This is a genomic window from Streptomyces johnsoniae (genome assembly GCF_031845565.1).
Lineage (GTDB): Bacteria > Actinomycetota > Actinomycetes > Streptomycetales > Streptomycetaceae > Streptomyces > Streptomyces johnsoniae.
In genome coordinates, this window is the sequence record NZ_JAVREV010000021.1 from 95,107 (window position 1) to 109,210 (window position 14,104).

Genomic DNA, 14,104 nt, shown 5'->3' on the forward strand with positions numbered 1-14,104 from the left:
CCCGCGCGCCGGCCGCGTCGCCGGGTCGGGCGCGTTCCCGATGGTCAGTGGCTGGCCGCGTCGTGCAGGCGTTCGGCCAGGCGGCGGTCCGGGCGGACGACGATCCGCCCGTCGTGCGGCGAGCAGGCGGCCAGGCGGTCCACCTCCGCCTCCAGCGAGGCGGGGACCCGTATCGCTGGCCGGTCCCTGCGCGTGTAGCGGGCGAACACTTCGAGCACCTGGTAGAAGCCCTCGACGGGCGGCACGACCCGCGCCCCGGCCAGCGCCGGACGTTCCTGGCTGGCCTCGTTCAGCCAGTGCCGCGACTCCCGTTCCTCGCCGAGGCGCAGGTGGAGCAGGTGCAGGCAGTAGGCGGCGGTCCGGTGCCCGGCGCCCGCCGCCAGCTGCCACCAGAACTGGGCGCTCTCCAGCCGTTCGGTGAGGTACAGCAGCGCGGCGAACACGACGGTGCCCTCGATGTCCAGTTGCTCCTGCGCGGTCTGGCGGCTGGCGGCCGGATCGTCGACCAGCCGGGCGAAGTGGTCGGCCGCGTCGGGCTGGTCGAGTACCCACTGCGAGATGCGGCGCAGCCGCTGCCGCGCCTGTTCCGCCTCGCTCGCCCCCCGGTCCGCCGCCGCCGTGGCGGCGGCCCTGGCGGTGGCGACGTCGGCGGCCAGGCGCCGGAGCGCGGCCCCGACGTCGAAGCGGGACGCCGCGGACGCCGCCGCGTGGGTGGGCGTGATCCTGGCTGCGTCCAGGAGGTCGTCGATCCGGACGGTCATCCCCGTTGTCCCCCGTTGTCCTCGTCCTGCGAGACCTGTCGCGCGTCCTGTCGCGCGTCCTGTCGCGCGTCCTGTTCCGCGTCCTGTTTCGATAAGCCGTCCGGCAGGCCGAGGCACACCCGCAGGTGTTCCTTGGCGCGGCGGACGTGATGGTCGACGGTGCGCTCGTGCAGGTCCATGAACCACGCGATGCGCCGGGTGCTGTAGCCGAGCACGTAGCGCAGCACGATCACGTCGAACTGCCGCGGCGGCAGCTCGGCCATCGCCGCGTACAGGCCCATGCTGCTGTGCATCACCCGGAACTGGTCGCGCGTCGCCCGGAGGGCCTGCTGGACGGCGCCGTTGAGGATGAACGCCGCCGGCCGCCGCTGCCGTTCCAGCTGCTCGGAGACGGTGCGCCGCACGATGGCCCACGCGCGCCGGCCCAGGTTTTGTTCGCGGAGCAACTCGTCCCAGTGATCGATTATTTCCACGAAGGCCAGGTGGACCGCCTCCTCGGCCGACCTGCGGTCGCCCAACTGGGCCTGGGCGTAGGCGTGGTACATCTCCTGGTGCGTCAGGTAGAACGCCTCGGCCTCCAGGGGCAGGTCGAGCGGGGTCTCCACCGGTGTGTTCGCCCGTCGCGCGGGGCCAGGTTCGGGAGGGCGGCCGTCTTCGGATGCGCCGTTCGTCATCACCGCACCCCCCGCTCCTGCGACCGTCCGCCGAGAAGCGGCTGATGCTGCCGGACGTCGGTGCTCCTCTTCATCGATCCCTCTTCGTCGCGGGTCGTCGGGGTCGGCGCCGTCTCACGCGCAGACGGAGAGCGGGCGCCCAAGGCCGCGTTGCGTTGGCCTTGAGTACCACCTAATCGATATTGGGAGTCGAACACGCATCTGTGACTCAGAAAAAATCACCACACGATCATGAACGGTCACCGGCCGTAGGTTCTGTGGCCCGGAACGTCGCCGGGAGCAACCGTCTGACCTGCGGATGTATGGGCACGCTCGCCGCCCGGCACCTCAAGCCGGACATACGTGTGGCGTGCGTCACGTGAAGTTCCGGTCCCGCGACGGGATGTGACGGCGACGTGGTCCGCTTGCCCTGGAGTGCGGTCCAATGCGTAGCTTCGCCCCATGACCACTCCACAGCGGAAGACAGGCTCCGGCTTCGGGGCGCACAGCACCACCCGGGACGTGCTGCGGGGGACCGACCTGTCCGGCAGGCTCGCCGTCGTCACCGGCGGCCACGCGGGACTCGGCCTCGAAACGACGCGCGCGCTGGCCGGTGCCGGGGCCCGGGTCGTGGTGCTCGCGCGGCAGCCGGACGCCGCCCGCGAGGCGGTCGCCGGTCTCGAAGGCGTCGAGGTGGACAGGACCGACCTCGCCGACCAGGACAGCATCGCCGCCTTCGCCGCACGCTTCCTCGCCGCCGGCCGCGCCATCGACATCCTGGTCAACAACGCCGGGATCATGGCCTGCCCCGAGACGCGCGTGGGGCCCGGCTGGGAGGCCCAGTTCGCCACCAACCACCTCGGCCACCACGCGCTGACGAACCGGCTTTGGCCCGCCCTCGCGCGGCGCGGCGCGCGCGTGGTGTCCGTGTCGTCGAACGGCCACCAGCTCTCGGACGTGCGCTGGGACGACGTGCACTTCGCGCACGGCTACGACAAGTGGGCGGCGTACGGGCAGGCGAAGACGGCCAATGCCCTCTTCGCCCTGCACCTGGACGCGCTGGGCCGCGACGCCGGGGTGCGGGCGTTCTCGGTGCATCCGGGCACCATCATGACCGGTCTCGGGCGGCACATGTCGCGGGAGGAACTGGCCGATCTGTCGGCGAGGATCGACGCGGCCCCGACGAACACCGGCTGGAAGACGGCGGAGGAGGGCGCGGCCACCCAGGTCTGGGCGGCGGCCTCCCCGCGGCTCGCGGGCCTGGGCGGCGTGTACTGCGAGGACTGCGACGTCGCCGAACCGGCCGCGCCCGGCACGGTCCTCGGCAGCGGCGTGAGCCCCTGGGCCGCCGATCCCGCGCGGGCGGCGCGGCTGTGGCAGCTGTCGGCCCGGCTCACCGGCGTCGACGCGTTCGCCCCGGCGTCCTGAGCCCGCGTTCCGGGGGTGGCACGCGACGGTCCGCGGCGGGCCACTACCCTGCCCCCTGCGCGGGGCGCATGGCCCCGCGGAACGACACGGGGAAGAAGCACATGACACAGCAGCGCAGAACGCCGGGCGCCCTGGCCGCGGTCGCCACGGTGGCCGCGGTCGCCGCGGTGGCGAGCACCACGCTGGCCGCGTCGCCCGCCGCGGCCGGGGAAACCGGGCGGAACGAACGGGCCGGGCAGGCGGACGACCTCGGCACGTACGCCGACTTCTCGCGCCTCACCGAGCGTTCGGCCGGGCAGTTCGGCTCCGGCGGCTCGATAGCCGGGCAGTGGTCCTGGCGCACCGACGCGCCCGGCGAGTACAGCATCACCTGGGACCAGGAACGCCCCGAGAACCGCGAGCGTTTCCTCCGTTCCGACGACGGGGAGTGGCTGCTCCTCGACGGCTGGGGCATGAAGGGCGTCGAGTACTACGAGCAGCGCATCACCTCCGAGTCCATCGGCGACGCCGACTGCACCGGCATGGAGCCCATCCCCTCCGACGGCGACCTTCAGCACTACGTCCGCTGGGACATCCCGGCCGAGGGCTATTGTCTGGACGCCCGCGGCACGATCGTCGAGGAGGACGGCGGGCCCGAGATCACGTTCCGGCACCGGCAGGTCTGGTCCCCGCCGGCGCCCTGCGCCAACTCGGTGTTCCCCGACCGCGTGTGCATCACCCAGCACGAGACGTGGTGGGACGACAACGGTCACCCCTACCAGCAGACCCTGGACCGGGAGATCCGCCTCGCGCGCGGCCTGGGCATGGCGTTCACCATCGAGCAGTCCTTCCCGCAGCCCTGGTCGTCCGAGCTGGTGAACGTCTGGGACTACTGACGTCGTCGGGGCGGGCCGCGGGGGTCAGGTGCCGAAGGCGAGGACGGCCAGCGGGTCGGACGTGGGCTGCGGGGAGCCGCCCGCGGGTTCGAGGGTGATGCCCATGCCGGACGCCTCCGCCAGGGGGCCGTCCATGAGCAGCGCCTGCGGCGCGGCCGCGGGGTCGAGCAGACCGGCCGGGCGCATCGCGCCGTCCTCCGCGAACCACAGCTGGTACACCATCCCGCCGGGCGGGGCGGGCAGCGCGGAAGCGATGAACGCGGCCCGGTCCTCCGCGCGGGAGGCCACCACGGTGGCCCGCACTACGCCGAAACGCTGCGGCTGTGGCGGGAACGGTTCACCGAACGCGCCGACTGGGCGCGCGGCCTGGGCTGCGACGACGCGTTCCTGCGCCGGTGGACGTTCCGCCTGGCCGCCTCGGAGGCGGGCTTCCGCGCCGGACAACTCGACGTCGTCCAGATCGCCCTGGCGTCATGCGCCACTGCCGCCGGCTGATCACCAACCGGTGCGCCCGGCCCCCCCGCCCCCGTCCTCGGTCAGGCGCAGCAGGCGCAGGCGTCCGCCGCCTGCCGTGGGGCGGGGGCCGCGGCGTTGGCGGGGGCCGCGCAGCAGCCTTTGCCCCGCCAGGCGTCGCGGCCCTCCTTCACGGCGATGGCGGCGATGACCAGGGCCGCGATCGGGTCGGCCCAGGACCAGCCGAAGGCGGCGTTGAGAACCAGACCCACCAGCAGCACCGCGGACAGGTATGTGCACAGCAGCGTCTGCCGGGAGTCCGCCACCGCGCTGGCCGAACCCAGTTCGCGCCCGGCCCGGCGCTGGGCGGCGGACAGGAACGGCATCACCGCCAGGGACAGCGCCGCCAGCACGATCCCTGGCACCGAGCCGTCGGCCTCGCCGGTGCCGGCCAGCGCGCGTACGGCGTCGGCGCCCACGTAGGCGGCGAGCACGAAGAACGAGACGGCGATGATCCGCAGGGTGGTCTTCTCCCGGGCCTCGCGCACCGCGTGGTCGTGAGCGGAGAACTGCCAGGCGACCGCGGCGGCGGAGGAAACCTCGATGACCGAGTCCAGGCCGAAACCGATCAGTGCGGTGGAGGAAGCGATCGTTCCGGCGGTGATCGCGACGATCGCCTCGATGACGTTGTAGCCGATGGTCAAGGCGACCAGCAGCCGCACCCGGCGGGCGAGCGCCTCCCGCCTGGCCGGGCCGGGGTCGAGGGCTATGGGCAGGTCGGCGGCCATCAGCAGCAGCCCTTCTCCTCGGCCTCGGCACAGGTGCGGTCGGTCTCGACGGCCACCACGGCGCTGCGCAGATCGTCCAGCGCGTGGCCGAGCCGGGGATCGGCCAGCTCGTAGCGGACGCGGCGCCCGTCCGGCACCGCGACGACTAGGCCGCAGTCGCGCAGGCACGCCAGATGGTTGGACAGCCTCGTGCGGGAGATCCCCAGGGCGTCGGCGAGGTCGGCCGGATAGGCCGGAGCTTCGCGCAGGGCGAGCAGGATGCGGCAGCGGATCGGGTCGGCCAGCGCCCGGCCGAACCGGGTCAGGGCGTCGAGGTCGGTGGCGAGGCTCAGCATGGACCGAACGATACATCGACACCTGAATTCATGAAACCCTGAACCCCATTCTCGCTGCACTGCCCCCCGAGGGCTACGGTCGGGGGGGCAGCATGATGCTGGGTCGGCCCGCACCAGGCGGGGCCCGAGCAAGGAGAAGCAGCAGTGTCCCAGCCCGCAGGCGGACCGGTCGCGGCCATGGAACGGCACCAAGTCGCCGTCTACGTCGGGGCGATGGCGGTCGGGGCCCTGATGGGCTGGGCCGTTCCCGAGGCGGGTCCTGGCCTCGAACACGCGATCAACCCGGTGCTCGCGGTCCTGCTGTACGTGACGTTCCTCCAGGTGCCCGCCGCCGAACTGATCCGCTCCCTGCGGGCGGGCCGGTTCCTGGCGGCCGCGCTGGTGGTGAACTTCGCGGTGGTGCCGCTGGTCGTCGCGGCGATGTTCGTCTTCCTGCCCGACAACCGTGCGGTGCGCGTGGGCGTGCTGCTCGTGCTGCTGGCCCCGTGCGTCGACTACGTGATCGTCTTCGCCGGGCTGGCCGGGGGCAACGCCCGGCGGCTGCTGGCCGCCACCCCGCTGCTGCTGATCGCGCAGATGGTGCTGCTGCCGCTGTTCCTGCTGCTGTTCATGGGCTCGGAGCTGGCCGACATCATCGAGGCCGGGCCTTTTGTCGAGGCGTTCATCGTGCTCATCGTCGTCCCGCTGGCGCTGGCCTGGCTCGCCCAGGGCGCCACTGCCCGCCGCCCGGCCGCACGGCGGGTCGTCGACGCCGCAGGAACGGCCATGGTGCCGCTGATGGCGGCGACCCTGTTCACGGTGGTCGCCTCCCAGGTGCCCAAGCTCGACGACAGCCTCGCCGACGTGGCCCGCGTCGTTCCGTTCTACGTGCTCTTCCTGACCGTGATGGCGTTCGCCGGCCGCGCCGTCGCCCGGCTGTTCCGCCTGGACGTACCCGACGGCCGCGCACTCGTCTTCACCGGCGCGACCCGCAACTCCCTGGTCGTCCTCCCGCTCGCCCTGGCCCTGCCCGACCACCTCGCCGTCGCCGCGGTGGTCGTCGTCACGCAGACCCTGGTCGAAGTCGTCGGCATGGTCATCTACGTTCACGCCGTACCACGACTGCTCCCGCCCCGCTGACCCGGAAAGACTGGGTCGTCACCGGTATTCGGGACCCATCCCGGCGAAGCGGCCTTATCGCCCGAAACGTCATGCGCAGTACGTCGCATATCGTGAGGTGGGGGACACATCATGCGCAAGCTGATCGCGGCGGGAATCTCCGCATTGGTGCTGGGGACCGCCCTGCCGGCGGGAACGGGCTCGGCTCATGCCGCCGGGTGGGAGTACGAGAACTGGTACTTCAGCCAGAACAACTGCCTCGTCGCGGGCGGCGAGCTGGCGACGAGCGACCCCAGCGTCATCCAGACCCGGTGTGACGGGAAGGACGGCGGGATCTGGTACCTGTACGCACTCCGCTGAACGTCACACGGCCGGCCGTCGAATCCGCGCAGCAGGACCGGCCACATCGGCACCCTGATCGGTCGTGCGACAAGCTGAGACCGTCTTCGCTGCCCTGCCCTGCCCTGCCCTGCCCTGCCCTGCCCTGCCGTGCCCTGCCCCGTCCGATCCGTGTTCGCCTGCCTCGCCGAAGCAGACGCAGCACCGCGACCACGGTTCCGCCCGCCTGCCCGTTCCGGCAGGGGGGCGTTTGGCAACGTGCCGCGGTGGACTGGAGGATGTGGCGGAAGTGAGCCATTGGGTGTGACGTGGCCGATGGAGGAGGGAGCGGTGATGAAGGTTGTCGTGTGCGGTGCGGGGATCGCCGGGCTGGCCGTGGCCTGGTGGCTCGGGCGGGACGGCCACGATGTGCTCCTCGTGGAACGGGCACCCGGGCGGCACGGTGCCGGCTACATGCTGGACTGCCAGGGGCCCGGCTACGACGCCGTCGCGCGCATGGGGCTGCAGCCGCTGCTTCAGGAACGTGCCGTCTCCCTCTCCGAGTTGGTCTACCACGACGAGGACGGCGGCGTCCGCGAGCGTTTCACCGACGAAGGGCCCGCGGGCGACCGCATGGTGTCGGTGATGCGGGGCGACCTGGAGGACGTCCTGCACGACGTGCTGGCCCCGGGGACCGAGGTCCGCTTCCGCAGCGGCGTCGAGGCGTTCACCGACCATGGCGACGGCGTCGCCGTGACCCTGACCGACGGCTCCGTCGAACGTGCGGACCTGCTCGTCGGCGCCGATGGCATCCACTCGCGGGTGCGGGCCCTGGCGTTCGGTGCGGAGGACCGTTTCCTGCGCGACCTCGGGTTCCACACCGCCGCCTACGTCTTCGACGACGAGCAGACCGCGCGCGGCCTGGGGGACGCGCTGCACATGATGGACGCACCCGGCCTCCAGGCCGGGGCCTACCCGGTGGGCGCGCACCGCGTCGCCACCCTCTTCTCGCACCGCGTGCCCGCGGGCACGCCGCTCCCCGGCGACCCGCGTGCGGAACTGCGGCGCGTGTACGGAACGACCGGCTGGATCGTTCCGCACCTCCTCGACCGCTGCCCCGGCCCGGCGGAGGTCTACTACGACCGCGTCGCCCAGATCGAGTTGCCCACGTGGAGCCGCGGCCGGGTGACGCTCGTCGGCGACGCGTGCCAGGCCATGTCGCTGCTCTCGGGCCAGGGCGCCGGCATGGCGCTGGCGGGCGCCGAGGCGCTCGCCGCGGAGCTGCGCCGCGGCGGCGGCGACATCGCCGAGGCGCTGCGCGGTTACGAGGAACGCCTCAAGCCCGTCGTGCTGCAACGGCAGGAGGAGGCCAGGGGTATGGCCGAGGAGTTCGTGCCCGCCCTGGCCCCCTGACCCGTCAGATGTCGTCCGCCGTCAGGGTGCGGGGCGGGCGGTAGGTCCACTCGCGGTCCGCGTCGGTGATCGTCCGCAGGATGCGCGCGGGCGTTCCGGCGGCGACGGTCATCGGCGGCACGTTGGCCGTCACGATGCTGCCCGCGCCGATGACCGACCCGCGGCCTATCGTGACGCCGGGCAGGATGGTGGCCCCGGTCCCGATCCACACATCGTCCTCAATGTGCACGGGCGCGGAGAACTGGCTGCCGTCGGTGCGCAGTTCGGGATGAACGGGGTGGCCGGTCGTGGTGATCGTCACGTGCGGCGCGAACATGACGCGGTTGCCGATGAAGACGTCGGTGTCGTCGACGAGGGTGAGCCCGAAGTTGGCGTAGACATCGTCGCCGAGGTGCGTGTAGTTGCCGTAGGCGACGTGCAGCGGGGGCTCGACCCACACCCGCTCGCCCAGCGTGCCGAACAGCTCCCGCAGGATGTCGGCGCGGCCGGGCTGGTCGCGGGGGGCGGTCCTGTTGTAGGCGTCCGCCAGCTCCTTGCCGCGGATGCGTTCTTCCTCCAGTCGTTCAAGACCGGGGGCGTGGTCGGTGTAGAGCTCGTGCGCCGCGATACGGCGGCGCACCTCCCGTTCGCGATCATCAATGGTCACGTAAACATTGTCGCAAAGCGCTCATGGAACCCCGGGGCGGGCGGGGGCGTACGGTGGCGGTGGACCGGCCGTCGGCGCGCCGGCCGGGAAGGGCGGTCACCGTGGCGGACAACACCGTGCGGCAGCGCGACGCGGCCGAGCCGTTCGGCACCCGGCGGCTCGATCTGGTGCCGCTTCGGGCCGGGCACGCCGAGGAGATGGCCGCGGTCCTGTCCGATCCGGCCCTGCACGCCTTCATCGGCGGCAGCCCGGACACCCCGCAGGCCCTGCGTTCCCGCTACCGGCGCATGACCGCGGGCTCTCCCGCCCCGGCCGTCTCCTGGCTGAACTGGGTGATCAGGCTCCGTGCGGACGCCCGGCTGACCGGCACCGTTCAGGCCACCGTCCACGCGAACGCCGGCCCCGCCGCCGAAGGCCCCGCCGCCGAAGGCCCCGGCGTCGAAGGCCCCGGCGTCGAAGGCCATGCCACCGAAGGCCCCGGCGTCGGCGCCGTCGCCGAGGTCGCCTGGATGGTGGGAACGCCGTGGCAGGGCCGCGGCATCGCCACCGAGGCGGCCCGCGGACTCGTCGACTGGCTCGGCCACCGGGGGGTGCGGACCGTCATCGCCCACATCCACCCCGACCACGCGGCGTCCGCGGCCGTCGCCTCCGCCGCCGGGCTCAGGCCCACGGACATGTGGCAGGACGGCGAGGTGCGGTGGCGCGGGAGCACCACCGGTCGGTGACCTTCCCGACCGGACCGGTGCCGTTCAGAGGCGGCCCGCGGCGCGGGCTGCGTCCGGCGGAGCCGGGATCGGGCGCACCGAGTCGCGGATCACCAGGCGGGTACCGAGCAGGACGTGCTTGGCCGTGCCGGGCGTCTCGCTCTCCAGCGCCAGCCGCACCGCGGTGCGGCCCAACTCCTTGTGCTGAACGTGAACGGTGGTCAGGTCGATGTCCGCGGCCGGCGGCAGGTCGTCGAACCCGGCCAGCGAGATGTCGTCGGGAACGCGCAGCCCCGCCTCGCGCAGTGCCTGCCGGGCGCCGGCCGCGATCAGGTCGTTGCTGGCGAAGACGGCGGTGAAGTCCCTGGGCCCGCTGTCGAGCCGCCGCCGCATCATGCGGTGGCCCTCGTGCCGCTCCATCGTGCCCTCGATCTCCAGGCCGGGGTCGTGCGGCAGCCCGTGCGCGGCGAGTGCCGCGCGGTAGCCGGCGAGCCGGCTCTCGGGCGTGCTGTACCCGTCCCGGCGGCCGAGGAACAGAACGCGGGTGTGGCCCGCCGCGATCAGGTGGCTCGTGATGGCGTGGGCACCGCCGGTGTTGTCGTACTCCACGACGATGGCCGGTACATCGGGCCCGAGCGAGGGGCGGCCGCACAGCACCAGGTGGGAACCGGCCAGTGCCAGCGCGCGGGCGTACCCCGCCATGCGTTCGCGGTAGGCGGCATCCGCGCTGATGTTCCCCACGAGGACGACGGCTTCGGCGTGCTGTTCGCGCATCAGCCGGATGATGGCCAGCTCGCGCTCGGGGTCGCCGCCGCTGGTGCCGACGAGGCACAGCCTGCCTTCGCGCGCGGCCTGGTCCTGAACGCCCTGGGCGACGTGGGCGTAGTGCGGGGAGGTCACGGAGTTGACCACGATGGCCACGCTTCTGGGCTGCACGCCCGCGAGGCCGCGGGCGTGGGCGTTGGCCACGTAGTCGAGCTCGCGCACGGCGCGCATCACCTTGTGCCGCGTGACGGGGGCGCTGGGATACGTGCCGGAGAGAATTCTGGAGACGGTCGCGACCGAGACACCGGCGTGCCTGGCGACGTCGCGGATCGTCGTGGGACGGTCGCGCCCGTCCTCGGACGTGGGCCGACGCGCCATCCGGCCTCCTTGAATACATCGATGGGTAACCGCTTCAACCGATGATCGCGGCAGGGCGGCACCCCGTCAATCTTCCGACTGCCCTTGAAACACAAGGGATTTCGGACGTCCGGGCAACGCTGTGCGAACTCTTGACGACCCTCCGGGCGCATGCTTCGATCCTCGTTGTGTAAACGGTTTAACTCTCTCGTTCAGCCCGCGCTGATGCTCCGCGCCCCCTCTCCCGAGGGGAGCGGGGTCCCCCACAGCGATGGAGTTCTCTAGAGCCTTGCGACGCCGGACCCCGCTCCGCCCAAGGGCGCGATCACGTACGGCGACCGGGAGAGCCAGCACGCCGGCCGGTCGGCCCATCCGCACGAGCGGACCCGCCGGCGGACGGGACGGGGCAGCGCTGCCGGGTCGCTCGCGGGCCGGATCGACAGCGGGTGGCCCGGGCCGCGCCGTTCCCGTCGTCTCTCACACGCGATACGCGGAAGAAGACGAGGAGGTCTTCATGCAAGGCACACACCGGTGGCGCTCCGGACGACGGGTGACCACCATTTCCGCCGCTCTGGCCGCGGGCACGGCACTGACCGTCGGGCTCACGACGATGGGCAACGCCTCACCCGCCACCTCGCCCGCCCCCTCACCCGCCACCTCGCCCGCCGCCGTGGGCGAGGCCGCGGCGGCGCGTCCGATGGAGGACCTGGGGCGCGGCGTCGTGGCCGTGCGCGCCAGCGACACGGATGTCCTGGTCTCCTGGCGGCTGCTCGGCCTCGACCCGGAGGGCACCGGGTTCCACGTGTACCGGTCCGCCGACGGCGGCGAGTACACGCGGATCAACGACGAGGTCCTGACGGGAGGCACCAACTACATGGACTCCGAGGCCGACTTGGGCCAGGAGAACAGTTACCGGGTGGCACCGGTGGTCGACGGCGAGGAGCAGGAGCCGAGCGAGCCGTTCACGTTGACCGCGGACCACGCCGAAGAGCCGGTCGTCCGCGTTCCGTTGCGCGAGGGCGGCACGGTGAAGTTCGCCTGGGTCGGCGACCTCGACGGGGACGGCGCGTACGACTACGTGATCGACCGGCAGGGCACCACCCAGGCGCTGGAGGCGTACACCGGCGAAGGTGAGTTCCTCTGGGAGGTCGACATGGGGCCGAACAGCCGGGACCAGAACAACATCGAGGGCGGGTCGGCCACGATCAACGTGGGGCACAACGACGGCGTCACCGTCTACGACTTCGACAGCGACGGCAGGGCGGAGGTCGCCGTGCGGGTCGCCGACGGAGTCACGTTCGGCGACGGCGCCGTGCACCGCGAGTCCGACGACACGCACCAGTCCATCGCCATCCTCGACGGCGAGACCGGCGCGGCCCGCGCCACGGCCCCGGTGCCGACCGACTACATCGACGACGGGCCGATGTACGCGCGGTTCGGCGCGGGCCATCTCGACGGCGTCACGCCGAGCCTGGTGTCCTACCTCAAGAACCGGCAGGACGGCGGGGCGTTCAACCTCATGATCGCCGCCTGGCGGTTCGACGGCACGGAGCTGACCCAGCAGTGGAAGTGGCTGCGCGGGGGCCAGAACGCGCCGGACGGGCACAACACGCGCGTCATCGACGTCGACGGCGACGGCGCGGACGAGGTGGTGGAGATCGGGTTCGTCCTCAACGGCGATGGCACGCTGCGCTATTCGCTGGCGGATCACGGCATCGTGCACGGTGACCGCTTCCACATCACGGACATCGACCCCGACCGCCCGGGCCTGGAAGGCTACGGCGTGCAGCAGGACAACCCCAGCGGCCTGCGCGAGTATTACTACGACGCCGCGAGCGGCGAGATGATCTGGCAGCACGTCGAGGACGGCGTCGGCGACGTCGGCCGGGGCGTGGCGGGTGATGTCGACCCGCGCTTCCCCGGCATGGAGGTCTGGTCGTTCTCCGGCCTGTACAACGCGGCCACCAACGAGCTCACCGAGCCGGACACTTCGCTCAGGCCGTGGCCGCAGATGAGCTTCCAGTGGGACGGCGACCTGACCACCGAGCTGCTGAACGACGGCAAGTTCGAGCAGTGGGACCCGGAGAACCCGACCCCGACCGGTAGCCTGCCGCGGCTGCTCAGCACGTGGAACTACGGTGCGGTGAACGCCAGTCAGGGCATCAACCCCGTCATCTACGGCGACATCCTGGGCGACTGGCGCGAGGAGGCCGTCTACACCAACGCGGCCTCCGACGAGCTGATCATCTTCACCACCGACCAGCCCACGGACACCAGGCTGTACACGCTGGCGCACAATCCGGCCTACCGGAACGCCATGACGTTCAAGGGGTACATGCAGTCGCACTACCCCGACTACTTCATCGGCGACGGCATGGCCCAGCCGGCCCGGCCGGACATCACCTACGCGGGCGGCTGAACGAAAGGGTGCACGAAGACGGAACGGTCGGGGTGACGCCGGGAGTACGGTCTGCCCCCCGGCGCCCGGCAGCCCTTCCGGCAGCCCTTCCGGCAGCCCTTAGGGTGGACCGGTGCCACTCGTCGAGATCACCTACGCCCCGCACATCAGCGAGCCCGTGCTCCGCGCCCTCGCGTCGGTGCTTCCGCACCTGGTGTCCGAAGCGGTGGAGTGTCCCGAGGAGCCCTATGACGGGGACCTGCGGCCGGGCGATGTGAGCTTGCGGTTCCGGCCGTTGGGGCCCCTCGACCGCGGCGGCCTCGACCTCGTGATCGAGGTGCGGTCCAAGTGGTTCGAGAGCAGGGCGGCCAACCGTCAGCAGCGGACTGACCTGATGTACGAGAGCATCAGCGCCGCCACCGGACTCCGCGACATCGGCGTCTACCTCTCGCTCCCGGTGGCCGCCTGGTCGCAGGGCGACTGAGCGAGGCGAGCGGCGCGGGCCGGGGCGGGCCACGGCACAGCCGTGGTCCGCCCCGGCGGGGAGCGGCGCGACGCCGCCAGGACCTACTGAGCCGGCGCCACCAGGAAGAACGAGAAATCGTCCTTCGTCCTGCGGTTCAGCGGGATATCGGCCTTGACCCGGTCGGCGATCTCGTTGCGGCTGATGCCCAGTCCCCGGGCGATGAGCCGTTCGGGACGGACCGGCACGGGATCGTCGAAGGCGACTGTGATCCGAAGCGGCCACGGGTCCTCTGGAACGGGGGGCGCGTGGAGTTCCCAGCGCCCGTTCCAATCGAGCGCGAACCGGTTGCGCCGGGCGATCAACGGGTCGAGAAGGGTATCCACGACCAGGGAAGGCGAGTTGTCCGAGTAACCGGCCAGCAGCACGGCCGGCAGTGAACGGACCGGGACGCGGTCGTGGACGGTGAGCTTGCCGGTCCGGTCACACGAAACGCAGTTGACCAGGAGCCAGACGTCGAGACGTTTGCCGTTGGCGTTGACGCGGAACCTGCCGTTGCCGAGGGTGGCGCGGCCGGCAGGGCAGGCCACGCACCGGAGGGCGAGCAGGGGCAGGCGGGTGCGCCGCACGGCCCAGGGCAGCACGGTAT

At 72.1% G+C, this 14,104-nt stretch carries 16 protein-coding genes and 1 pseudogene; 9 read left to right on the forward strand and 8 right to left on the reverse strand.

Translation table 11 applies throughout. The features are described from left to right. Nucleotides 1-44: 44 nt before the first annotated feature. Nucleotides 45-761 carry a hypothetical protein gene (locus RM779_RS29420; RefSeq protein WP_311620835.1) on the reverse strand — a complete coding sequence of 239 codons (717 nt, stop codon included), beginning with the start codon at nt 759-761 and terminating at the stop codon, nt 45-47. Then, nucleotides 758-1,366 carry an RNA polymerase sigma factor gene (locus RM779_RS29425; RefSeq protein ID WP_311620836.1) on the reverse strand — a complete coding sequence of 203 codons (609 nt, stop codon included), beginning with the start codon at nt 1,364-1,366 and terminating at the stop codon, nt 758-760. Before RM779_RS29425 ends, RM779_RS29420 begins: the two co-directional genes overlap by 4 nt. Before the next feature lie 510 nt (nt 1,367-1,876). Here RM779_RS29425 and RM779_RS29430 point away from each other — a divergent pair. Further along, entirely contained in the window at nt 1,877-2,842 is a 966-nt protein-coding gene (locus RM779_RS29430) for an oxidoreductase (protein WP_311620837.1), read from the forward strand. Between the two features lie 101 nt (nt 2,843-2,943). Further along, on the forward strand, nt 2,944-3,717 hold the full coding sequence (locus RM779_RS29435) for a hypothetical protein (RefSeq protein WP_311620838.1): 774 nt from the start codon (nt 2,944-2,946) through the stop codon (nt 3,715-3,717). A gap of 24 nt (nt 3,718-3,741) precedes the next feature. Here the strand turns inward: RM779_RS29435 and RM779_RS29440 are convergent. After that, nucleotides 3,742-4,074, reverse strand: a pseudogene (locus RM779_RS29440) (anti-sigma factor domain-containing protein); the annotation flags it as partial. Between RM779_RS29440 and RM779_RS29445 the strand changes: the two are divergent. Beyond that, nucleotides 4,039-4,212 carry a hypothetical protein gene (locus RM779_RS29445; RefSeq protein ID WP_449657312.1) on the forward strand — a complete coding sequence of 58 codons (174 nt, stop codon included), beginning with the start codon at nt 4,039-4,041 and terminating at the stop codon, nt 4,210-4,212. The pseudogene RM779_RS29440 and the gene RM779_RS29445 overlap by 36 nt on opposite strands. A 41-nt stretch (nt 4,213-4,253) precedes the next feature. Here the strand turns inward: RM779_RS29445 and RM779_RS29450 are convergent, their stop codons facing one another. Beyond that, entirely contained in the window at nt 4,254-4,958 is a 705-nt protein-coding gene (locus RM779_RS29450) for a cation transporter (RefSeq protein ID WP_311620839.1), read from the reverse strand. After that, a complete protein-coding gene (locus tag RM779_RS29455) occupies nt 4,958-5,293 on the reverse strand; it encodes an ArsR/SmtB family transcription factor (protein WP_311620840.1) in 336 nt (111 codons plus the stop codon). The genes RM779_RS29450 and RM779_RS29455 overlap by 1 nt, the downstream gene beginning before the upstream one ends. A 177-nt stretch (nt 5,294-5,470) precedes the next feature. Here RM779_RS29455 and RM779_RS29460 point away from each other — a divergent pair, with 177 nt between their 5' ends. The 3 genes from RM779_RS29460 (at nt 5,471) to RM779_RS29470 (ending at nt 8,122) form a co-directional block, all read left to right on the forward strand. Further along, nucleotides 5,471-6,412: an arsenic resistance protein gene (locus RM779_RS29460; protein WP_311620872.1), complete on the forward strand. Its 942-nt coding sequence runs from the start codon at nt 5,471-5,473 to the stop codon at nt 6,410-6,412. 111 nt (nt 6,413-6,523) lie between these two features. Next, entirely contained in the window at nt 6,524-6,751 is a 228-nt protein-coding gene (locus RM779_RS29465) for a hypothetical protein (protein ID WP_311620841.1), read from the forward strand. Nucleotides 6,752-7,063: 312 nt separating this feature from the next. Continuing rightward, entirely contained in the window at nt 7,064-8,122 is a 1,059-nt protein-coding gene (locus RM779_RS29470) for an FAD-dependent oxidoreductase (protein ID WP_311620842.1), read from the forward strand. A 4-nt stretch (nt 8,123-8,126) separates the two neighbouring features. On the opposite strand, the gene RM779_RS29475 is transcribed toward RM779_RS29470, so the two are convergent. Further along, on the reverse strand, nt 8,127-8,768 hold the full coding sequence (locus RM779_RS29475) for a sugar O-acetyltransferase (protein ID WP_311620843.1): 642 nt from the start codon (nt 8,766-8,768) through the stop codon (nt 8,127-8,129). Nucleotides 8,769-8,869: 101 nt separating this feature from the next. On the opposite strand from RM779_RS29475, the gene RM779_RS29480 reads away from it, so the two are divergent. Continuing rightward, the gene (locus RM779_RS29480; RefSeq protein ID WP_311620844.1) at nt 8,870-9,493 is read left to right on the forward strand and encodes a GNAT family N-acetyltransferase; all 624 of its coding nucleotides are present in this window, start codon (nt 8,870-8,872) and stop codon (nt 9,491-9,493) included. A gap of 24 nt (nt 9,494-9,517) precedes the next feature. Here RM779_RS29480 and RM779_RS29485 read toward each other — a convergent pair whose 3' ends face one another. Further along, complete coding sequence (locus RM779_RS29485) at nt 9,518-10,615, reverse strand: LacI family DNA-binding transcriptional regulator (RefSeq protein WP_311620845.1); 1,098 nt, start codon at nt 10,613-10,615, stop codon at nt 9,518-9,520. 529 nt (nt 10,616-11,144) lie between these two features. On the opposite strand from RM779_RS29485, the gene RM779_RS29490 reads away from it, so the two are divergent. Both RM779_RS29490 and RM779_RS29495 read left to right on the forward strand, forming a co-directional pair. Then, the gene (locus tag RM779_RS29490; RefSeq protein WP_311620846.1) at nt 11,145-13,013 is read left to right on the forward strand and encodes a rhamnogalacturonan lyase family protein; all 1,869 of its coding nucleotides are present in this window, start codon (nt 11,145-11,147) and stop codon (nt 13,011-13,013) included. Nucleotides 13,014-13,125: 112 nt separating this feature from the next. Next, entirely contained in the window at nt 13,126-13,476 is a 351-nt protein-coding gene (locus RM779_RS29495) for a hypothetical protein (protein ID WP_311620847.1), read from the forward strand. Nucleotides 13,477-13,559: 83 nt separating this feature from the next. Here the strand turns inward: RM779_RS29495 and RM779_RS29500 are convergent, their stop codons facing one another. After that, nucleotides 13,560-14,099, reverse strand: a complete 540-nt coding sequence (locus RM779_RS29500) for a DUF1062 domain-containing protein (RefSeq protein WP_311620848.1) — start codon at nt 14,097-14,099, stop codon at nt 13,560-13,562. Between the last annotated feature and the right edge of the window lie 5 nt (nt 14,100-14,104).